Here is a 21,948-nt window from a genome sequence, read left to right on the forward strand (position 1 = left end):
GCGTGTAAGCTATGACCCTCAGTTTTAATAAGCGTATTTTGAAAGCTGCTCTGCTTCTTTTGTTGTTAAGACAATACGTGACAGATTGTAATATCTTTCACTTTATGCGCGATTAGAGCGAATAGATTTCCAAACCCATTGGATGCACAGGCCGCAAATTAAAAATAATACAAGAACAAGTGTAATAGTTGCCCCAGGCGGTGTCCCTAATTTATATGAAGAAGTGAGTCCTAAAAACATACTAATGACGCCTATTGCCATACTAAATAAAATAGCTACTTTGAATCCTTTTACCATACGCATCGCAATTGCAGCTGGTAATATCATAAGCGCTGATACAAGCAATGCACCTATAATAGGCATCATAACGGAAATGGTTAGACCTGTTAATACGCTAAAGGACAAGGATAGCCATTTTGTAGGTAGTCCGCTTGTAAAGGCTGTATCTTCATCAAACGTCAATACGTACAGAGGGCGTTGAAACACTAGATAATAGATTCCCACCAAGATACAAACTACTACTAAGAAACGAAGCTGTTCTTTGCTAATTGTGATAATAGATCCAAACAGATATTGTTCTACACTAGTTGAAACACCGCCCTGATTTAAACTCATTAGGACGAGAGCAAAGGATAATCCCGCTGCCATAAGGATAGCTACGGATACTTCTGAATACGTACGATAGGTATTTCTCATATATTCAATTCCTAATGCACCAATAATAATAACGATAATCGTAACTAAATTAACATTGGAATGAAGAGTTAGACCAAGTGCTACCCCAGCTAACGAAATATGAGAAAGGGTATCCGCCATTAAAGACTGGCGTCTTAAAATCAAAAACATTCCTAATATAGGAGCTATGAGGGCAATTAATCCACCTGCCCAAAATGCTCGCTGCATGAACCCAAAGTGAAGCATCTCCATTGTGTGTTCTCCTTTCTTTCTAAATAAATGTTTCGATCTGCATACGGTTTTACATCATCCAAGTCATGTGTAACCATGATGACCGTTCGTCCATGTTCTGTGACATGATGTCTCATCAATTGATAAAAATGATTGCGACTTTCAAAATCCATGCCGGTAGTGGGTTCGTCTAAAACTAGAATGTCTGGTTCGGAAGCTAGGACACGAGCGATACAAATGCGTTGCTTTTGTCCTCCTGATAACTCTCCAATCTTGCTATTACGAAATTTCCACATATCGACTCCAAGTAGCGCTTGCTTAACATGCTCATGATCTTCTTTAGAAAGTGAACGAAACCATTTTCCACGAGGAAAACGACCAGATTGTACAAGCTCTAACACGGTACTTGGAAATCCTACATTAAAGGAAGAAACTTGTTGAGGGACGTAACCAATGATAAGTTTCTGTCCTTGATCATTTTTTTTACTGATGTTTACGGTTCCTCTCCAGGGTTTTAATAAGCCTAACATAATTCGTAACAGAGTAGATTTTGCCGCTCCGTTCGGCCCAGTCAGTGTAACAAACTCACCACTATTTATATCGAGAGAAATATCTTCTAAAATGGTTTCGTTTCCATACTTAAATTGAACCTGATTCATAGATATGATTTTCATGAAATCCGCCTTTTCCTTTCTTTAGGTGTAAGTAGAAAAGTGCGTTTTACATGATTGTAAAACGCACTACTATTGCTATTACATAATAGATTGTTTTAGTGCATCCAAGTTCTTTTTCATATAGCTAATATAGTCGCTTCCCTTGGCTTGTTCTTCTTTTGTAATTCCTTCAATTGGACTTAATACAACTGTTTTTGCTCCCGTTTCATCCGCAAGGGTTTTTGCTATTTTTGGAGAAGTTACTTCCTCAAAATAAATGACTTTAATATTGTTGTCCTTTACATACTTTTGAAGTTCCGCTAATTTGGCTGGACTTGGTTCCTGATCAGGAGAAAGACCAGCAATTGGAATTTGGGTAAGACCATATTCTTTTGCTAAGTACCCAAATGCCGCATGTTGCGTCACGAATTCTTTATGTTTTGCATTACCGAGAGTTGTTCTAAATTGGTTATCCAAATCTTTTAGCTTTGCAGTAAATTGATCTGTGTTTTTTTCATAATCTTGTTTATGGGTTGGATCTGCTTCTATAACTGCTTGCTTAATATTTTCTACTTCTTTTTGGGCTAACACTGGATCTAACCATACATGAGGATCCATTGGATGTCCTTGTTCCTTATTAGTATGCTTATCTTTTTCAACCTCAGCTGTTCCTTCTATAAGTGAAATACCCTTACTTGCATCTACCACTTTTATATTTTTATTATCAAGGCTTTTTAGTACTTTAGGTACCCATGTTTCCATAGAGTCACTGTTGTATACAAACACATCGGCATTTTCAATTTTAGCAATATCTTTTGGAGTGGGTTCAAAATCGTGTGGTTCTGTCCCAGCAGGAATTAACACATCTACATTTCCATTGGATCCAACCACATTTTTAGTAAAGTCGTACATAGGGTAAAATGTTGTTACGACCTTAAGAGACTTGTCTTGTTTTGTATTGCTTTTTGACTCATCTTGTTTAGAACAGCCCGCAATAGCAGTTGAAAGGGCCAAAGCAGTTACTAATGCACCATATTTCCATTTTTTCATGATGTACTCATTCTCCTTATTACAAATATGAAACTTAATATAAATAATAGTAATTACGATTTACAAAAAGAATACTACCACTCCCGCAATTTTGGGACAGTAAGACTCCCACCTCAAGTCTGAGAGAGAATCGAAGAAGATAGATGGGGGCTCCTTTTTTCATCTTTTATCAATCCGAAAATTCACTTATTGTAAAGAAAACTGGGACATATAGGCATTTTGAATGTGAGTAATATCTCCATCTTTTAATGCCATATATCCTTTTCCTTTCACTATACCTGCTAGTAAAGATGTTAACCATTTTTTAAATTGTCCCCTAGATATTGGAGGAATATCCTGGATTGTAATAGTTTTAATTCTATTGTGATATATTGCTTTTCATTTACTAAGTCTACTTTATTTAGTGCAATTACAGTGGCACCTGTAATTTGATTCTTAAGTACATTACGAACAGATTTAAATGAAAAAATACTCTGCTTGTATAAAACGAAATTGTTTCGATTTAGATTATAGCAAGTATATAGTCACAAGTACATACTATATACTGACGCTGTCATATGAAAATATTGTACTAATTGTAAGGAATAATTTTCGTATTGTAGGAAACAGCCTATCTGATGAGACAAGTAGGGCGAACCGACTAATGGATAAATGAAATATCTTTTGTGTCAGTTTTGATAGTGTATTAGACATATTGATTTTGATAATGAGATGTATAGGATATCCAGTTCATTTGTATAAAGAAAAAAGGAAAGCCGAAAGCCTTCCTTAGAGATAGTACATTGAACCAAACGGAATTGTCGAGAGATCGGTTGGATACATGACATGATGTATAACATGATGATATGCCATGTGATGGGGTATAACATGATGATATACGACATGTGTAAAAAGAGGATCTGTTGCCATCACTTGATGAATTGCATGAAGTGTCTCTTGTGCAGCAGCATATGTGCCGGCACCCACGCCCGCTTGCCTTGCATTGTTAAAGACTGGAGTTATCATAATAATTTATAGCGCTCCTTTGTAGTAGGTGGATTCTCTATACATGTTATGTTCCATATCTAGGGAAAGAGCGTACCTTTAATCAAATTAGGTAGATGCCCTATTAAGTAGTTTTATCCCGCTATTTTGGGGCGGTAAGACCTCCACCTCCAGATTGAGAGAGAAGCGAAGAAGATAGGTGGGGGATAACTGCTGGCATGCGCCCGATTGGTGAGAGCTTTCCAACATTGGGAGACCATTTATGGAAGTTTCACTTCATTTGTGTAAAGAAAAAAGGAAAGCCGAAAGCTTTCCTTAGAGATAATATATTGAGCCAAAGGGAATTGTCGAGAGAGCAGCTGGATACATAACATGATGGGAGATAACAGGGTGATGTACAATATAATGGGGCGTAGCATAATGATATACGACATGTGTAAAAAGAGGATCTGTTGCCATCGTTTGATGAATTGCATGAAGTGTTTGTTGGGCAGAACTAAATGTGACAGCACCTGCACCCACACCTGCGCCCACGCCTACTTGTCTTGTATTGTTAAAGAATGGATTTATCATAATAATTCATAGCGCTCCTTTATAGTAGTTGGATTCTTTTTACATGTTATGCCCTATATCTAGGGAAAGAGCGTATCTTTGATCAAATTAGGTAGATTACTTATTAAGTAGTTTTATTCTTGTTGATATCAGTACATTTTTTTCATCTAACTTTAATAATAGAAGAAAGAGGATTTCGTTATGAAATCCTCTTTTCGTCATTTCGTTTAAACACGACCTATTTGGGAGAGTTGTAAACACTTTGGTGATTTAACTTTCCGTCTAAAATATCTCCAATAAGAGGAGTTTCGACTTGTTCATACGCCCTTTCTCCGTGAAGGGAAAGATCGAGCCCCATTTTCTCTTCATGTTCATGGGCGCGAACTGGTAGGAATAAACTAATTCCTTTAATAATTGCATACGTGGCTATGGCTGTGAAGGCATAGGTTGCTCCGACTGCGAGCAGCTGTTTCCATAGAAGTGCTGCATTTCCGTAAAATAATCCGTCTGCCCCTGCACTGTTAACGGATTTTGTAGCGAATAGTCCTGTTGCAATGCCGCCCCAAGTTCCGCCAATACCGTGGCAACCGAAGGCATCAAGTGCATCGTCGTAACCGAGTTTATGTTTTAAGAAATAGACTGCCATGAAGCAAAGTGCACCGCCGATTGAACCTATAATAAGGGCAGATAATGGTGTCACAAAACCACAAGCTGGTGTGATCGCGACGAGACCAGAAATGGCTCCGCAAGCAGCACCTAGTACAGTTGGTTTTGTTTGGAAGAACCATTCCGTAAGCATCCATGTAAGTGCAGCAGCTGCAGCAGCTGTATTTGTATTAATAAAAGCTGTGAGTGCAACGTCATTTAATGTTAATGTGCTACCGACGTTAAAGCCGAACCAACCAAACCATAATAATCCTGCTCCTAAGATTGTGAATGGTAAGTGATGGGGTGAAGAGTCGTGGGCATCTTTACGTTTTCCGAGGAAAATGGCTAATACAAGACCTGCCACGCCGGATGTAATGTGAACAACGTTTCCCCCTGCAAAATCGAGTGCTCCGAGTTCTCGAAGCCATCCGCCTAGCCCCCAAACCCAATGAGCAACGGGATCGTATACAAGTGTCGTCCAAAGTAAGATGAAAATGAGAAAAGCGGAAAATCGCATTCTTTCTGCGAATGCACCAGAAATTAAAGCGGGAGTTAAAATTGCAAACATGAGTTGAAACATCATGAATAAGTTGTGTGGAATTGTAGCACTGTAGGCTTCATTTGGTGTGAAAGTAACATTTTGTAGGCCGAACCAATCGAAACTACCAATAAGTCCATTCCAATCCGGTCCGAATGCTAAAGAGTAACCGATAAAAATCCATTGAATGGACACGATGGCCATTGCACTATAACTGTGCATCGTTGTACTAAGTACGTTTTTACTGCGAACCATTCCTCCGTAAAACAAGGCAAGCCCAGGTGTCATAATCATCACCATCACGGTAGATAAAAAAAGAAATACTGTATCCTCCATATTCATCTTTTCCCCTCCTATAATGTTATAAAAATTAACATTGAAAGTTATATTTAGTATCATATTCAATAATTGAAAATAAATCAACAGATTTTTCAGAAAATTTAATTTGTTATGTAAGGAAATGTAACATGATAAATTTTTATTCCACATTAACGGGCAGTAAGATCCCCACTGATGGAAGTTTCACTTTAGGTAAGGAAAAATATTGCTTTTGTGTAATCGAAATGCATGAGTATACGAGATAAGGATAAATTGTTATACTTTTCCTATAATTAGAAAAATAATTTGGGGGAAGCAATGTGAAGAGGGATTTTGGGAAGTATTTTCTATGTTTCATGTGTCTATTATTTTTATTTCAATTACCGATTCATGTGTCAGCGAAGGAAACGAGTCAGTGGCAAGATGAAATTGTGTATTCTATTATGATCGATCGTTTTAATAATGGTGATTCTAAAAATGATAAAGGGATTGATACGAATAATTTAGAAGCATATCAAGGGGGAGATATACAAGGGATTATAAAACGACTTGATTATATAAAAGGGATGGGCTTTACTTCTATTTTGTTGTCACCGCCTACTGAAAGTAGTAGTTATGACGGTTATCATCCTACTGATTTAACAAAAATGAATGAACATTTTGGAACGATGAAGGACATGCAGCAACTTGTCCAAGAAGCACACAAGCGAGAGATGAAAGTTATGCTTGAATTTGTAGTGGATAATGAAGATGAAACGGGCACTATTGAAGGTGCTAAACAATGGATTAAGGAAACAGATATAGACGGTTACCATTTGATACATAATGAGAATGTCACGAGGTCATTTTTGAATGAAGTGATTGCAGCTGTGCAGAGTGTGAAACAAAATTTCTTTGTAATAGAGGATATGCAAAGTGAAGGAGGATTTAATCAGGCTTATCAGCAGCGTATTACGGAGGTATTTGCAAAGCCGAATATTTCTGTAAAGCCATTGTATGATGTGACGAAAATGGACGGCGATCGTATGGAAGGGACGTTTGTAGATAATAGTCAAACGGAGCGTTTTGTTAGAATCGCAAAAGAAAATAAATATTATCCACCGGCCCGTTTGAAATTAGCACTTGCCTATTTATATACATCACCGGGTGTTCCGTTTATATACTACGGTACTGAAATTGCGCTAGATGGAGGGAAGACACCGGATAATCGTCGTTTAATGGATTTTAAAACGGATGAGAAGTTTGTGCAGTATATAGAGAGATTAGGAGAACTTCGAAAAACATTACCATCTCTTCGGTACGGAACGTTTGAACTATTGTATGATAAAGATGGCATGAGCATTATAAAACGCATGTATAAAGACGAAACAACGTTTATTGCTATTAATAATACAACAGAAACGCAAAAGGTGACGCTTGCCGCAAGTGAAGTTGGAGAAAATCGTGAGCTGCGCGGGTTATTAGAAGATGATATGGTACGAGAAGAAAACGGGGAATATTATCTTGTGATGAAAAGAGAAACGGCTAACGTATATGCGCTTGCAGAAAAAACGGGGTGGAACTGGTCGTTTATTTTGGCACTAGTTTGCGTTTATTTGTTGTTCATGATTTTTATTGTATTAGTGAAGAAACGAAAAAAATCCTCTTAATTAGAGGATTTTTTTCATGTACAATTAACGATAGTTTATAAATTGTACATCGATTGATAAATCAGCACCGCGCACAGCTGTGATAACTGCTTGTAAGTCATCTCGACTTTTACCTGTTACGCGAACTTGATCGTCTTGTACTTGCGTTTTTACTTTTAATTTTAAGTCTTTAATAATGTTATTGATTTTTTTAGCGTTTTCTTTGTCAATGCCTTGTTGTAACTTTGCACGTTGACGAACTGTACCGCCAGAAGCACTTTCGACTTTTCCGTAATCTAAGTTTTTAATAGGAACTTCACGCTTAATTAATTTTGAAATAAGAACGTCTTTTACTTGATCAAGTTTATACTCATCATCAGAAGTTAAAACGATTTCCTCTTTTTCTAATTTAATATCACTTTTGCTTCCTTTAAAGTCATAACGATTTTGAATTTCTTTTAACGCGATGTTAATAGCGTTTGTTACTTCTGGAAATTCTACTTTTGAAACGATATCAAAAGAACTATCTTTTGCCATAGTAAGCACCTCCAAATTAAATTCCAACTCTTATTATAGTTAATTTTGGCGAGTTGGACAAATAAAGGAAAAAACGTGTATAATGAAACTTTGTTTGGAATGATAAAAAAATAAAGTGAAACTTCCATCAGTGGGGGTATCCCCATTGATAGTCAGTTATGTTAATTTAGTTTTATGAGCTGTTTTTACATTAAGAAACAATAAGGATACCACCCGTTAGAATAAGATAAATTTTATATAGAGAAGGGAATTAAAAATATGAAGCTACAACCAGGAGCGATTGAACAAGTAACAGTTTTACGCGAAACAGAGATTGGGTATATGGTCGGTTACGAAGAAGATGAAGTGTTTTTACATAAAAATGAAGTAGCTGGAGAGATTGAAGAAGGCGACACAATTGATGTGTTTTTATATCTTGATCACCAAGAACGAATTGCTGCAACAATGAAGACGCCGGCTATTACAACAAATGATTGGAACTGGGTTAAAGTTGTGGAAGTAAAGCCTGGTCTAGGTGTGTTTGTTGATATTGGTGTTTCAAAAGATATATTAATTCCAGCTGATGAGTTTCCGATTTATACGCCGGTTTGGCCGGAAGAGGGCGATGAATTATACTGCACATTAAAATTAACGAATCGTGGTCGTCTTATTGCTCTTCCGGCAAGGGATTCAGATATGCAAGAAATCATCGTTGATGCAACGCCATCTATGCGCAATAAAAATGTAAACGGTCGTGTGTACCGTTCTTTGCAAGTAGGATCGTTTGTATTAACGGATGAACATTTTCGTGCATTCTTGCACCATTCTGAGCGTAAAGAGCAAGTACGTATCGGAGAGCGCGTAACAGGCCGTATTGTTGATGTAAAAGAAGATGGAACAATCAACATTTCACTTCTTCCTCGTAAACAAGAAGGAATGGAAGATGATGCAGCGGTTATTTATGAGTATATGGAAAGTCGCGGCGGTGCAATGCCATTTTGGGATAAGAGTCATCCAGAAGATATTCAAGAGCGCTTTAACATGAGCAAAGCAGCTTTCAAACGTGCTCTTGGTAAATTGATGAAAGAAGAAAAGGTTTATCAAGAAGAAGGTTGGACATATTTTAAGAAATAATGACGAAACAGCCGAACAAATCTAATTTGTTCGGCTGTTTTTATGATTGTAGAGCATGTGTAAATGTATCTTTTAAGTCACTATCTTTTACTTTAATATTTGCTTTCTTTAATTCGTCTGATAATACTTTTTGGCGCCACGTATTATCTTGTATACGTTCATTTTCAATCGTTTTACGAATCGAATCTTTTACTTCATCGTATGGCTTTAATTCCTTTTTATCTGTTAATTTAATAATATGATAGCCCTTTGGTGATTTTACAGGTTCACTTATTTCACCGACATTTAATTTATAAGCAGCTTCTTCAAATTCGGGTACCATTTTTCCAGGGCCGAAGTAACCTAAATCTCCGCCGTTGTCTTTTGAAACCGTATCTTCGGAATATTTTTTTGCTAATTCCTCAAATGATGCTCCGCTGTTCAGTTGTCTTTTTATATTATTGGCCGTTTCTTCATCATTTACTAAAATCTGGCTAGCTCTAATGTCTGGTTTATACCGTGCTTTTATATCTTTTTCTGTTACAGTTTGCTTGACTGCTTTGTCGATGGCTAAGCTAGAACGAATTTGTTTTTTTAAGTCTTCTTCGTCTTTCATCCGATTACTTTCAAGAAATGTTTTGAAATTATCCCCTGCTTGATCTTTCACTTTGTTAAATTCTTTATCAACTTCTTCATCGGATACTTTGTATTTTTTAATCATAATATCTTGTGCCATCATTTCATAGAGCATATCTTTTCCGAAACGTTCTTTTAATGCTTGATCAAATTCTCCTTTTGTTACCGTACCAGCAGTTGAAGTTGCAATTGGATCAGAACTATCTTTCGGTTCGCATGCAGATAACATTAATGTGCCGAGCGTCGCTGCAGCGATAAATAATTGTCTTCGTTTCATGTAAACACCTCATCAAAAAATCGTTATTACTATTGTAGAAAAAGGAAGTGAACATGATGTGAATTTGAGGTGGTTTTTTGCATAAAAAAGTACATCAACGAAAATGTTGATGTACGAGGAGGAATTATCTAAATGAAACAGAGGGTTTAAGACTGAATTATAAGAACTAAATTAGTTCTGCTAACTGTCAGTTAGAAAATTGCCTACTGATGGAAGTTTCACTTTATCCCGCATTAACGGGCAGTAAGCCCCCCACCTTAAGATTCAAAGAGAAACGAGGAAGATAGGTGGGGGACAACTGCCCGTAAAAGCCCGATTGGTTCAACTAACCATCAGTGGGGGATGAAAAAAAACCCCACTGATGGAAGTTTCACTTTATAGATGATCAGTCTTTTTGGAGTAAGCAAGTTTTCCTTGCTGTATATTTTTTTGCTGTTCTTCATTTTTTTGTGTGCGTTTGGCGTTGTTATCACGCGCTTTTTTGTCGTTGTCGCTTGTGTGAGGCATAGGATTCAACTCCCTTCATAACAGTTGTACGTTTATCATTTCCGTTTTCGTTAAGACTATGTATACAATGCAATTCATATAAAGGTGGGCTAGGAGATATGGACTTAAAGCTGAACTATAGTGAACTTGTGAAAAAGTTAGTCGTTGTTATCGTTGCTGGTTTGCTGAATGCAATTGGAATGAACTTATTTTTAACACCAGCGAAAGTGTACGCCAGCGGTTTCGCTGGATTGTCACAATTACTCTCGCAAGTGTTAGCGGATTTTATGTCAATTCATATTTCGACAGGATTTCTTTTTGCTTTATTTAATATTCCGGTTGTTATTTTGGCTTGGAAAAAAGTGGGGAAGTCATTTACTGTATTTAGTTTTTTAAGCGTTGTATTTATGACGCTATTTTTAGAAATAGTGCCAGTAAAAGCGATCTCTCATGATATTATTTTAAATGCCATTTTTGGAGGAATCATTTCCGCGTTAGGGGTAGGGATTGCTTTGAAGTGGGGAGCTTCAACTGGTGGTTTAGATATTATTGCGATGATTTTATCCAGAGTAAAAGATAAGCCAGTTGGAACGTATTTTTTCTTTTTTAATGCCATCATTATTATAGCGGCCGGTTATTTATATGGCTGGGAAAAGGCGCTCTATACGCTAGTGACATTATATGTATCTTCACGTATTATTGATGCCATCCATACGCGCCATGTGAAAATTACTGCATTTATTGTAACGAAAAATGGAGCGGAAGTGCGAAAGGCAATTCATGAACGATTGGTTCGAGGGATTACGACTGTTCCAGCGATAGGTGGGTTTACGAATGAAAATAAAGAAATGTTAATGATTGTTATTACTCGCTACGAGTTGTATGAGTTAGAAAGGGTTATAAAAAAAGTAGATCCAGGTGCATTCACAAACGTTATCCAAACGGTTGGAGTGTTTGGATTGTTCCGTAAAGAGTAATAAAAGAGGACCATATTGGGTCCTCTTTTATTCGTTCGTCTAGTCGGAGTTGCTCGGTTAAGTTTTATCCCGCTATTCGCGGGCTGTAAGCTCCCTACCTAAAGATTCAGAGAAAAGCGAAGAAGCTAGGTGGGGGATAACTGCCTATAAAAGCCCGATTGGTGAGAGCTTTCCATAAGTGGGGATGAAAAGCCCCCCACTTATGGAAGTTTCACTTTACTCCGTTGCTGAAATGCTTTGAAGTTCATCTTGCATTTCGCGTAATTGTACTCTTTCGGCAGTAGAAGAATTGGTATAAGCGGACAGTAAAGCATTTTTCGCTTTATCAGCAAGTGCTTGTTGTTCGCTATGGTTTGAACAAGATACAGCTTGTGCAACAGCATCTCGTGCTTGTTGGAACAGTAAGTTACTCATTAGAACCCTCCAAGAGAAGAGTTATTTCGTTCTTTTTCTGCTTCAGCTAGTGTACCACGGTATGGGAATCTTGCGTCATGCTGCATAACAGAATCTGCCCCTTGTTGTACGAAACGTTTTGACTTATTCTTTTTGCCCATTCGTAATTCCCCCTTTTAGCAGAAAAACATTGACACATTTACTGTGTCTCCTATAGTATGTGCGCTTGGCGTCATACTATAAGCAGGGAATTTTCGCCTTACAATCCAAGTACCTCCTCTAAATAAAGAGCAATTCCGTCTTCTTCGTTTGATAATGTCACGTGATTTGCTAATGATTTTAATTCTGGAATGGCGTTCCCCATTGCAATTCCGTGTCCGGCAAATTCAATCATTTCAAAATCGTTATCTTCATCACCAAATGCGATGATATGCTCTTTTGGGATATTGTAGTAACTTGAAATTTTTTGTAAGCCAATTGCTTTATTTAACCCGCTTTTTACAATTTCAATAATCGGCCAAGGAGCGCCCCATTTTCGGTGATCGATTACCTCTGCATGCATATCCGTTAAATGCTGGCGGATAGAATTTGATTTTGACTCGTGTGCATCGATTAATAAGCAAGTTGGGTGTTCTTGTAAAATGTCGAGTAAATCACCTGTGAAAATTTTAGGTGAACCAAATTCGAAAATATGTTTTTTATCTGCATCAATTTGTTTTACATATACATCATCAATCACTTCCGCATAAATATTTTCTACCCCAAAATCCGTACATGCGCGAACGATTTCTTGCGCAGTAGCAAGTTCAAGCGGAGAGTGATGTGTTCCCCAATTCCTATCAATTGGGTGATGGACGTATGCACCGTTGAAATTGACGATTGGTGTATTTAATCCAAGTTCTTTATAATATGCATGACTCGCACGAAATGGACGACCGGTTGAAATAACAACGATATGACCTTGTTCTTTTGCTCTTGCAATAGTTTGTTTTGTACGCGCTGAAATCATTTTTTGATCTGTAAGTAAAGTACCATCTAAATCTAATGCAATTAAATGTTGTTTTTTCATGCGTCTCTCACCTTTTATAAAAAGTTTTGTGTATTATATTCATCTTAATTCCTATATTCTTGTGCTGTCCACTATTTGTCACTGGTAAATGGAAAAGTCAAGTTGTTTTCTGAAAGTTCGAATAATGTTTCTTTCATTTTGTACAATTTGTGAAAAGGGTTACAATGAACAGATTATCGTGTTTATAATGAGAGTGTAATCTTCTCGTAATAAGTTGTTTGACTCTCCTTTGATACTGGTCGTTATGGCCAGTTTTTTTTGTTTCTACATATACTGATGTATCTCCTGCTAAAATGTGTAATTTCATTATATGAGCATGGTTTCCTAAACATAACAGAAAAGGTTTTCTAAAATGGGACATACTAAAGATGTAGTGATGGAATGGAAGGAGAATGGATATGGGACAAAGTCATCGATTCCGAGCAGGTCAAAAAGCACCAAACGACGGCATATACGTTGAAATTGGTGAAACAGGAAGTATGGTTAAGGATCCAAAAATGGTAAAGCTCTCTGCTGGAGATAAATTTCCAGGAGTTACAAATCAAAACAGACAATGGACATATAAAAGAAGACCATAACAAATCCCGCAGTTATAAGCTGCGGGATTTATTATGGCGAAATGGATTTAAAAAATAAGCTTGTCATAAAGTCATCTTCGTTGAATACAATAGGTAATTTGTCGTATAATCAAATCAAAGGTCAAAAAAAGTCAAAGTGTAAAGGAGCTGTGGCTGTAATGGACTTAAATCGAATGACGACAAAAACTCAAGAAGCGATTATGAGTGCACAATCAATTGCTACTAAGCATCATCATCAAGAAATTGATACTGTACATCTTTTAGTTGCGCTTCTTCAAAAGCAAGATGGATTAGCAATCCGTATTTTTCAAAAGATGGATGTAAATATAGATCAGCTTATGCAAGAGGCAGAGCGCTTGTTAAAGCGAAAGCCTTCTGTTACAGGGGGCGGCATTGAAGCAGGGAAAGTATATGTTACCAGTGCACTTCAGCAACTGCTTGTAAGAGCTGAAGAAGAAGCGCAGCATCTGCAAGATGATTATATTTCAGTAGAACATATTCTTCTTGCGTTTTGTGATGAAAAGAAAACGAATGATATACGTCAGTTGTTTACATCGCTTCGTATTACGAAAGAAGCGTTATTACAAGCATTAACAGAAGTTCGGGGGAATCAAAGAGTGACGAGTCAAAATCCAGAAGTAACATATGAAGCTTTGCAAAAATATGGCCGTGATTTAGTAGCAGAAGTACGGCAAGGAAAAATTGATCCGGTTATTGGACGTGATAGTGAAATTCGGCGCGTTATTCGCATTTTATCGCGTAAAACGAAAAATAATCCTGTATTAATTGGTGAACCTGGTGTTGGGAAAACAGCAATTGTTGAGGGATTGGCACAGCGTATTGTCCGTAAAGATGTACCGGAAGGATTAAAGGATAAAACTATTTTTGCGCTTGATATGAGTGCGCTTGTTGCGGGTGCAAAATTCCGCGGTGAATTTGAAGAGCGTTTGCAGGCAGTCTTAAATGAAATTAAAAAAAGTGAAGGAAAGATTTTATTATTTATCGACGAGCTTCATACCATTGTGGGGGCTGGGAAAACAGAGGGAGCAATGGATGCCGGGAATATGTTAAAACCAATGTTAGCGCGCGGGGAGCTGCATTGCATCGGAGCGACGACACTTGATGAATATCGGAAATATATTGAGAAAGATCCGGCATTAGAACGTCGTTTCCAGCAAGTATTAGCAGAAGAACCAACGGTTGAAGATACGATTTCCATTTTGCGCGGTTTAAAAGAACGTTTTGAAATTTATCACAGTGTTAATATTCATGATCGTGCTCTTGTAGCCGCAGCGATGTTATCAGATCGTTATATTTCCGATCGCTTTTTGCCGGATAAAGCGATTGATTTAGTTGATGAAGCATGTGCAACAATTCGTACAGAAATTGATTCGCTGCCAACAGAACTGGATGAAATAACACGTCGTATTATGCAGTTAGAAATTGAAGAAGCTGCGCTTAGTAAAGAAACGGACCGCGGAAGTCAGGAGCGTCTGCAAACATTGCAGCGTGAGTTATCCGATTTACAAGAAAAAGCGAGCGGAATGCGAGCGCAATGGCAAAAAGAGAAAGAAGAAATTCATAAAGTACGGGATTTACGTGAAAGTCTGGAGCGTTTGCGCCGTGAGTTAGAAGAAGCGGAAGGGAATTACGATTTAAATAAGGCGGCAGAGCTTCGTCACGGCAAAATTCCAGCTCTAGAAAAAGAGCTAAAAGCAGCGGAAGAAGCAAATGCCAATAAGCAGGAAGATAACCGTCTTCTTCGTGAAGAAGTAAGTGAAGAAGAAATTGCAAATATCGTATCGCGTTGGACTGGTATTCCGGTTGCAAAGCTCGTAGAAGGAGAACGTGAAAAACTGCTTCGTTTAGAGCAAATTTTATCAGAGCGTGTTATCGGACAAGAAGAAGCGGTCGGTCTTGTGGCAGATGCGGTGTTACGTGCCCGTGCTGGTATTAAAGATCCAAATCGTCCGATTGGTTCATTCATTTTCTTAGGACCTACAGGTGTTGGGAAAACAGAACTTGCGAAAACACTGGCACAGTCATTATTTGATAGCGAAGAACAAATCATTCGAATCGATATGTCGGAGTATATGGAAAAACATGCAGTATCACGTTTAATCGGAGCGCCTCCTGGATATGTCGGGTATGAAGAGGGCGGACAATTAACAGAAGCTGTGCGCCGTAAACCATATTCGGTTATTTTATTAGATGAAATTGAAAAAGCGCACCCAGAAGTGTTTAATATTTTACTGCAAATGTTAGATGATGGGCGTATTACAGACTCGCAAGGACGTACAGTTGATTTTAAAAATACAGTAATTATTATGACGTCCAATATCGGATCACAATATTTACTAGAAGGATTAGGAGAAGATGGTTCTATTCAAGATGAAGCAAGAGATCTTGTGATGAAACAACTTCGCGGTCATTTCCGTCCGGAATTTTTAAATCGCGTGGACGAAATTATTTTATTTAAACCACTCACAACAAATGAGATAAAAGGTATTGTCGATAAAATTGTGAAAGAGCTGCAAAGCCGTTTAGCAGACCGTCATATTACGGTTGAATTAACAAATGCAGCAAAAGAGTTTGTTGTAGAATCGGGATTCGATCCAATGTACGGTGCACGTCCGTTAAAGCGCTACGTACAGCGTCAAATTGAAACGAAGTTAGCGCGTGAACTCATTGCAGGTACAATTACAGATCATAGTCATGTATTAATTGATGTATTAAATAACGAGTTAATTGTAGAAGTTGATTAAAAAAAAGAGTCCGGATCATTTCCCGGACTCTTTTTTATTAATGCTGCTGTGCAGGCTCGTTTGGGATTAATGCTCCCAGTGCGACTATAAGTACAGTAAGAATTACAGAAAAAATAGACGCTTGTTGGAAATCGTATGTAACGCCTGGCGTCATAGAGCTTAGTACGTAGCTCATCATTTGCACAAGCAGGAACGACCAGATAAAGGCCCAAATTACACGCATCTTTTCACACCTCTATTCGTTCAATTTATTTTTATTGTAACATAACTCTAAAAAGAATATAAAAAAATATTTGATGTTTTTGCAAAGCAAATTGCCATTAGCATCATACATTATAAAAGAGTAAGTTTGATGTTGTGATATAAGGCGGGAGAGGTATGAGTATTACGGAACGTTTTTTCTTTTTAGAACAAGAGCCATGTGTGATTCACTTGCCGGAAAAGCCGAATGGATTCGGTATATTACTGCTAGGTGATTACAATTATTTTATTGAGAATGGTACAAGTTTATGGCTTCAGCATGCAGGTCGGTTACACTTGTTAAATGAATTGCGAAAGGAAGGTTATACGATTTTTTCTTCTAATTTATTTGGGAGACATTGGGGGAATGAACAGGCAGTTCGTTTGGCGAAGCGATTGTATCATGTTGTCATGAAGAAGGAGATTTTGAACGAAAAGATTCATATAATAGCAGAAGGAATGGGAGCGCTTGTTGCCCTGCAAATGATGAAACAATATCCAGAGTGTGTTCGATCTGTTCTCATGTTTAATCCATGTATTCACTTACCGGCACATGTTGAACTTGAAAAAGAGCACAAATTTTTTTATAAGCGGTTAATTCGTGAATTGATGCAAGCATATGATGCGACAGAATCAGATCTAGAACAGAAAATTGAAAGGAAAGCATTTCCGTATTTAGCATCATCTGTTCCGGTAAAAATATTTGTCTCTATTCAAGAAAAAAAAGAACGAAAACAGTTGCTTAGGGAATATGAAAAGAAACGTTTGCAAGAGAATTGCCCAACTTTATTATCCTTTCATCTACAAGATATAAAATATAAAGTAGCGCAAAATGCGTGTCAGTTTTTTAAGTGGTATGAAGATTTATAAAGCTCCTATACATAAGGAGCTTTTCGTGCATTTGAGGAGGGAGAGAAAATGAAACGAGTAATTGTTGTTGGGGCGTTAACATTTATAGGCTATCATCTTGTGCAAAAGTTTCTTGAAGAAGAAGTTGAAGTATACGCATTTGATTTTGATAATATGAACAGTATGTCCAAGATGAATGAAGAAAAATTATGTTTAATTGGCCGTAATGCATTATTTACGTATTTTTCGTTGCGGGGTGATGAAGGATGGGCAATGTTGGAGGAAGCGGATATTAATGCTGCGTATTTTTGCTTATGTGAGCCAAATCAGCAAAAGCATTTTCGAAACGAACGTACTATATTGCAATATGTAAAGCGATTTGAGAGTTTTTGCAGAAGAAAAGAAATAAAATTAATCGTTTTATCTTCTATAGAATCGAATCAGGCTTGCAGCAATGATGAAAATAGTATGCTTTTTTCAAAAATTGAGAGAGAAGTAAAAAAGGGTGGTGCAGATTATTGCATACTACGTGTCCCGACAGTATATGGACCGTGGCAACCGTTGTTTATGACATACCAGCATTTAATTCTTTCGCAAATAAAGCAACAGACTATTTCTGTTCCCGTAGAAGAATGTGCATATGACCTATTGTATGTTGAAGATGTTGCTAGATGTTTATATGAATTTGGTCGAAAAAGGACGGGGATCAAAATATACTCTCTTTGCAGCGGGGAAGAAAATCAGTGGCAAAAGGGCATTGAGCTATTACAGGAAACAGGTGAAATTCAAATACATCATAAAGAGTGCCAAAACGGTGAGGAAACAGAGAAGATTGTTATAAATCAGATGGCATTAGCAGACGGATTACAACGTCAAATTTCTCATATAAAACAATATAAGGAGTTATATGAGGACAGCAACACATGGTAAACTAGAGAAGAAAGCTTTGATGTTGAAAGGATGAGAAAATATGAACGAAAAAAACATGCAGTTTTTACAAATCGCAATGAAACATTTGCCGGAAGCAAAGGCAATTTTAGATGATAACGGTATTGCATTGGATATGGCAAAAGCACAGCCTGTATTGGAATTATTAATGAAGGTTATGAGTGAAGCTTATGAGCTTGGGAAAGCGGACGCAGGAGAGTAATATAACTTCTATATAAATACCAATTGAAAAACCAACATAAAAACCGCTTTCTTTTTAGGTGGGCAAGAGCATCTGGCTATGCCTAGAAACGTTCAGGGCCTTTTCCTGCCACATGCAAGGCTTAAAACAAAAGGAGAAAGCAAGTAGCGGTCATGTTGTATTCTCATAGAAGTGACTTACCGGTCGAAAAATGAATATGTAAAAGAGACCTTTCCGTCTTGATGGAAAGGTCTCGCTTTTTATTCGGCTACTTTATTTTTTCGTTTGAATTTACTTACTACTTCATATACAATCGGTACAATTAATAACGTTAATAGCGTAGAACTTGTTAATCCGCCGATTACTGTTACGCCAAGACCTTTGGAAATAAGGCCGCTTCCTTCAAAGCCTAATGCAAGTGGAAGTAAGGCACCAATCGTTGCGATAGCTGTCATTAAGATTGGGCGTAACCTTGTTGCACCAGCTTCTAGTAATGCTTCGCGTGTTGTAAACCCTTCACGTTCCTTATGAATGACACGATCAATGAATACGATGGCGTTTGTGACGACGATCCCGATTAACATGAGGGCACCAATCATTGCAGAGATGCTTAATGTTTCACCGGAAATTAATAAGGCAACAACGGCACCGATTATTGTAAATGGAAGCGAGAATAAAATCGCAAATGGTGCTAGTGCTCCGCCGAATGTTACAACAAGAACGAAGTATACAATTGCAATCGCAGCTAACATGGCTAAGCCTAGCTGTGTAAAGGATTCTTGAATATCTTTAGATACGCCGCCCATCGAAACATCGATGCCAGATGGTAAATCCAACTTATTTACTTCTTCTTGAATGTTTCTAGAAGCTTTTGCTACATCATCTGTTGTTGGTTTTGCAGTTACTTCTGCATATACGCGGCCATCACGTCTTGTTATTGTATTAGATGTTTCACCTTCTTTTACGGTCATAACATCTTTTACAGCCACTTCTGTGCCAAGTGGTGTTTGGATTTTTCGATTTGTTAAATCATCGATGTTTTCGTAATTTTGTTTTTTAACTTCAACATACACGTTCATCTCTTTGTTATCTTCTTTTACTGTTGTTAAGACAGGGCGTTCGTGAGAGCCGGAAAGTCCCATGCCTACCTGTGCAGCAGTTAGCCCAAGCTTACTTAATTTCTCTTGATCTGCGACTAATGTGTATTCATCGTATGTTTTTGCAAGGCTAGAGTCGATATCTTTTAACGTTTTATCTTTTTTCATGATATTTTGAATGTCTTTTACGACAGGTTCAATCTCTTGTAAGCTGTCGCCGTATACATATAACTTAATTTCATTACTGCTTCCGCTAGATGAGAAGTCTTGGTTTTTCCATTCTCCTTTGTCTGTCATCTTTTGCAGGTCTTTAACAACTTTTTCTTTTTCCTTCTCAAAGTTCTTTGTATCGTTTTTATATTGAACAAAGAATAATGCTTGGTTTGAGTTACCTGGACTCATCGGGTTTTCTCCGCCAAGTGAGAATTGAATCGTTTTTACATCTTTCTTTTTCTTAAAGTAATCTTCTGCTTTTGTTGCAACGCTTTCGACATCTTGTAATGTTTGTCCAGGTGCTGGATTATAAGATGTAATTACTGTTTTTTCTTCTTCAGATGGTAAGAAACTTACGCCTACAATTGGGATAAGAGCAATGCTTCCTACTAATAATAAAACCGCGATGCTAGATGTAATAATTTTATGGTTTAATACCCATTCTAGAAGGCGTTTATATCCATTAGCAAGTTTACTTGGTCGCTCTTCGTGAGTATGTTGCTGTTTTTCTTTGGTACTTTCTTTTTTAAATAAAGAATGCGCCATCATCGGAACGATTGTAATAGCTACAAGAAGAGAAGCTAATAAGGCGAAAACAATTGTCAAAGCAAACGGTAAGAATAGTTCACCGATCATTCCTTTAACAAGACCGAGCGGTAAGAAGACCGCGATGGTTACGATTGTAGATGACATAATCGGAACGAACATTTCTTTCGTTGCCTCGCGAATTAAGTCTTTTCCTTTTAATTTTTCGTTGGATAAAGCCATGCGCCGGTAAATATTTTCAATAACAACGATTGAATCGTCAACAACGCGGCCGATAGCGACGGTCATTGCCCCAAGCGTCATAACATTTAATGTAATATCCATTTCTTTTAATAGTAAAATTGCAATTAATAAAGAAAGTGGAATTGAAACAACGGAAATAAGCGTTGTTCGAATGTTACGTAAGAACAACATGATGATAATAACAGCGAAAATAGCACCAAAAATAGCTTTACTTAACATTGTGCTTACTGATTTTTCAATTGGTGCACCTTGGTCAAATGTTGAAATAATTTCGATGTCATCAAATTTCTTTTCGAAGTCATGTGCTTTATCTTTTACAGCATTTACAACGTCAACGGTATTCGCATCAGCAGCTTTTACAATTTGAAGGCTAATTGCATCTTTTCCGTTTGTACGCGAGATGGACTCTGCTTTCCCAACTTGTTTAATGTCGGCAATATCTTGCAATTCTACAGTTGGAATTGCCAATCCTTGTCCCATTGCAGCGGAATTCATATTAGGCTGCTGCGCCTGAGTTGGTCCCTGTGAACTTCCTTGGTTTGTAGAAGGGATAAGCGGGATTTTCATTTCTTTTAAAGCGCTTAATGTTGTAATGTTGCCATCTACAACAACTGATTTTTCTTTATCTTTAAATGTATATAGTCCTAGCGGCATAGAAACATTAGAACCTTTAATCATGTTCTTAACTGTATCTTCGCTTAGCCCTAATTCTTTCATTTTCTCTTCGTTGAAGACAAGCTGTACTTCTTCAACTTGTTGACCTGAAATTTGAACAGAAGCAACGCCGTCTAGTCCTTCTAAGCCTGGAACAATATCTTTTTCCACTCGTTTTGTCAGCTGTGCAAGAGACTCATTCTTACTTGTCACACTTAATGACATAACAGGAAAAGCGTTGATGCTAAGGCGAGAAACTTTCGGCTCTTTTACGCCTTCTGGTAAAGGTAAGTCAGCGAGTGCATCTTTAATTTCTGTCTCTGCTTTTTCCATATTTTTATCAAAATTATATTCTACTTGAATAGAAGATGCGTTTTGAAAAGAAGAGGAACTTACAACGTTTACCCCATTTAAGTTTTGCAGTCGTTGTTCGATTGGTTTCGAAATCTTTTCTGCTACTTCAGCTGGAGTAGCACCAGGATAAACAGTTGTTACTGTTACAAGTGGTGTGGTAATATCCGGGATTGTTTCTAGCTTCATGCGAAGACCAGAATAGATTCCTGCAATCGTAATAATGATCGTTAATAACCAGACTGCGAACTTGTTATTTAACGAAAAGTTAATAATCTTCTTCATCTGTACACTCCTTTTTATCGAAACTGACTAATTGGTCATAACGAACAAAGTATAACTGACTGGTCGGTCAACAGTCAACTGAAAGGACTGAAGCAAAGTGAGACTTCTAGCAACGGAGGACTCTTCATCCCGCATCTATCTTCTTTATCTTCTCTGAGTCTTGAGGTGAGGGTCTTACTGACCGTTAATACAGGATAAAGTGTTGAGAAATACTTGCAATTTTTGACCGATGAGTCATAATGCGAATAAGAGTG

22 protein-coding genes are annotated in these 21,948 nt (G+C 37.5%); 8 read left to right on the top strand and 14 right to left on the bottom strand.

Annotated features, from left to right (window positions below; translation table 11 throughout):
- Positions 1 to 102: 102 nt before the first annotated feature.
- The 6 genes from CN326_RS03165 to CN326_RS03190 form a co-directional block, all read right to left on the bottom strand.
- Entirely contained in the window at positions 103 to 927 is an 825-nt protein-coding gene (locus tag CN326_RS03165; protein ID WP_098306128.1) for a metal ABC transporter permease, read from the bottom strand.
- Positions 873 to 1,580, bottom strand: a complete 708-nt coding sequence (locus tag CN326_RS03170; protein ID WP_098306130.1) for a metal ABC transporter ATP-binding protein — start codon at positions 1,578 to 1,580, stop codon at positions 873 to 875. The genes CN326_RS03165 and CN326_RS03170 overlap by 55 nt, the downstream gene beginning before the upstream one ends.
- Positions 1,581 to 1,658: 78 nt before the next feature.
- Positions 1,659 to 2,609 carry a metal ABC transporter substrate-binding protein gene (locus CN326_RS03175; RefSeq protein ID WP_098306132.1) on the bottom strand — a complete coding sequence of 317 codons (951 nt, stop codon included), beginning with the start codon at positions 2,607 to 2,609 and terminating at the stop codon, positions 1,659 to 1,661.
- A gap of 768 nt (positions 2,610 to 3,377) precedes the next feature.
- Positions 3,378 to 3,614, bottom strand: coding sequence for a hypothetical protein (locus tag CN326_RS03180; protein WP_098306134.1), 237 nt, complete (start codon positions 3,612 to 3,614; stop codon positions 3,378 to 3,380).
- A gap of 294 nt (positions 3,615 to 3,908) precedes the next feature.
- Positions 3,909 to 4,166: a DUF3947 family protein gene (locus CN326_RS03185; RefSeq protein ID WP_098306136.1), complete on the bottom strand. Its 258-nt coding sequence runs from the start codon at positions 4,164 to 4,166 to the stop codon at positions 3,909 to 3,911.
- A 217-nt stretch (positions 4,167 to 4,383) separates the two neighbouring features.
- Complete coding sequence (locus CN326_RS03190; RefSeq protein WP_098306138.1) at positions 4,384 to 5,673, bottom strand: ammonium transporter; 1,290 nt, start codon at positions 5,671 to 5,673, stop codon at positions 4,384 to 4,386.
- Between the two features lie 332 nt (positions 5,674 to 6,005).
- Here CN326_RS03190 and CN326_RS03195 point away from each other — a divergent pair, with 332 nt between their 5' ends.
- The gene (locus tag CN326_RS03195) at positions 6,006 to 7,298 is read left to right on the top strand and encodes an alpha-amylase family glycosyl hydrolase (protein WP_255258083.1); all 1,293 of its coding nucleotides are present in this window, start codon (positions 6,006 to 6,008) and stop codon (positions 7,296 to 7,298) included.
- Between the two features lie 24 nt (positions 7,299 to 7,322).
- Here CN326_RS03195 and CN326_RS03200 read toward each other — a convergent pair whose 3' ends face one another.
- Positions 7,323 to 7,814, bottom strand: a complete 492-nt coding sequence (locus CN326_RS03200) for a YajQ family cyclic di-GMP-binding protein (protein ID WP_098306142.1) — start codon at positions 7,812 to 7,814, stop codon at positions 7,323 to 7,325.
- A 258-nt stretch (positions 7,815 to 8,072) separates the two neighbouring features.
- Between CN326_RS03200 and CN326_RS03205 the strand changes: the two genes are divergently transcribed.
- Positions 8,073 to 8,927, top strand: coding sequence for a CvfB family protein (locus tag CN326_RS03205; protein ID WP_098306144.1), 855 nt, complete (start codon positions 8,073 to 8,075; stop codon positions 8,925 to 8,927).
- A 40-nt stretch (positions 8,928 to 8,967) separates the two neighbouring features.
- On the opposite strand, the gene prsA is transcribed toward CN326_RS03205, so the two are convergent.
- Both prsA and CN326_RS03215 read right to left on the bottom strand, forming a co-directional pair.
- Positions 8,968 to 9,819, bottom strand: coding sequence for a peptidylprolyl isomerase PrsA (gene prsA, locus CN326_RS03210; protein ID WP_098306146.1), 852 nt, complete (start codon positions 9,817 to 9,819; stop codon positions 8,968 to 8,970).
- 375 nt (positions 9,820 to 10,194) lie between these two features.
- Positions 10,195 to 10,326 (bottom strand): DUF3941 domain-containing protein, encoded by a 132-nt coding sequence (locus CN326_RS03215; protein WP_098306147.1) that lies wholly within the window; start codon positions 10,324 to 10,326, stop codon positions 10,195 to 10,197.
- 98 nt (positions 10,327 to 10,424) lie between these two features.
- Here CN326_RS03215 and CN326_RS03220 point away from each other — a divergent pair, with 98 nt between their 5' ends.
- Positions 10,425 to 11,282: a YitT family protein gene (locus CN326_RS03220; protein ID WP_098306149.1), complete on the top strand. Its 858-nt coding sequence runs from the start codon at positions 10,425 to 10,427 to the stop codon at positions 11,280 to 11,282.
- 216 nt (positions 11,283 to 11,498) lie between these two features.
- Here the strand turns inward: CN326_RS03220 and CN326_RS03225 are convergent, their stop codons facing one another.
- The 3 genes from CN326_RS03225 to CN326_RS03235 form a co-directional block, all read right to left on the bottom strand.
- Positions 11,499 to 11,696, bottom strand: coding sequence for a DUF3813 domain-containing protein (locus CN326_RS03225; RefSeq protein ID WP_098306151.1), 198 nt, complete (start codon positions 11,694 to 11,696; stop codon positions 11,499 to 11,501).
- Complete coding sequence (locus CN326_RS03230) at positions 11,696 to 11,836, bottom strand: hypothetical protein (protein ID WP_020059838.1); 141 nt, start codon at positions 11,834 to 11,836, stop codon at positions 11,696 to 11,698. Before CN326_RS03230 ends, CN326_RS03225 begins: the two co-directional genes overlap by 1 nt.
- A 98-nt stretch (positions 11,837 to 11,934) precedes the next feature.
- Positions 11,935 to 12,744: a Cof-type HAD-IIB family hydrolase gene (locus tag CN326_RS03235; RefSeq protein WP_098306153.1), complete on the bottom strand. Its 810-nt coding sequence runs from the start codon at positions 12,742 to 12,744 to the stop codon at positions 11,935 to 11,937.
- A 398-nt stretch (positions 12,745 to 13,142) separates the two neighbouring features.
- Here CN326_RS03235 and CN326_RS03240 point away from each other — a divergent pair, with 398 nt between their 5' ends.
- Entirely contained in the window at positions 13,143 to 13,322 is a 180-nt protein-coding gene (locus CN326_RS03240) for a YjzC family protein (RefSeq protein ID WP_035437288.1), read from the top strand.
- 158 nt (positions 13,323 to 13,480) lie between these two features.
- Positions 13,481 to 16,087 (top strand): ATP-dependent chaperone ClpB, encoded by a 2,607-nt coding sequence (gene clpB / locus CN326_RS03245; RefSeq protein ID WP_098306155.1) that lies wholly within the window; start codon positions 13,481 to 13,483, stop codon positions 16,085 to 16,087.
- A gap of 37 nt (positions 16,088 to 16,124) precedes the next feature.
- On the opposite strand, the gene CN326_RS03250 is transcribed toward clpB, so the two are convergent.
- The gene (locus tag CN326_RS03250; RefSeq protein WP_098306157.1) at positions 16,125 to 16,310 is read right to left on the bottom strand and encodes a YjzD family protein; all 186 of its coding nucleotides are present in this window, start codon (positions 16,308 to 16,310) and stop codon (positions 16,125 to 16,127) included.
- Between the two features lie 155 nt (positions 16,311 to 16,465).
- On the opposite strand from CN326_RS03250, the gene CN326_RS03255 reads away from it, so the two are divergent.
- The 3 genes from CN326_RS03255 to CN326_RS03265 are packed head-to-tail and all read left to right on the top strand — an operon-like array spanning position 16,466 to position 18,326.
- Positions 16,466 to 17,197, top strand: coding sequence for an alpha/beta fold hydrolase (locus CN326_RS03255; RefSeq protein WP_098306159.1), 732 nt, complete (start codon positions 16,466 to 16,468; stop codon positions 17,195 to 17,197).
- 48 nt (positions 17,198 to 17,245) lie between these two features.
- Positions 17,246 to 18,106, top strand: a complete 861-nt coding sequence (locus CN326_RS03260; protein ID WP_098306161.1) for an NAD-dependent epimerase/dehydratase family protein — start codon at positions 17,246 to 17,248, stop codon at positions 18,104 to 18,106.
- A 40-nt stretch (positions 18,107 to 18,146) separates the two neighbouring features.
- Positions 18,147 to 18,326 carry a ComZ family protein gene (locus tag CN326_RS03265; protein ID WP_098306163.1) on the top strand — a complete coding sequence of 60 codons (180 nt, stop codon included), beginning with the start codon at positions 18,147 to 18,149 and terminating at the stop codon, positions 18,324 to 18,326.
- Positions 18,327 to 18,565: 239 nt separating this feature from the next.
- Here the strand turns inward: CN326_RS03265 and CN326_RS03270 are convergent, their stop codons facing one another.
- On the bottom strand, positions 18,566 to 21,694 hold the full coding sequence (locus tag CN326_RS03270; RefSeq protein WP_098306165.1) for an efflux RND transporter permease subunit: 3,129 nt from the start codon (positions 21,692 to 21,694) through the stop codon (positions 18,566 to 18,568).
- Positions 21,695 to 21,948 lie beyond the last annotated feature (254 nt).

The organism is Bacillus sp. AFS018417 (assembly GCF_002560985.1).
Lineage (GTDB): Bacteria > Bacillota > Bacilli > Bacillales > Bacillaceae_G > Bacillus_A > Bacillus_A rhizoplanae.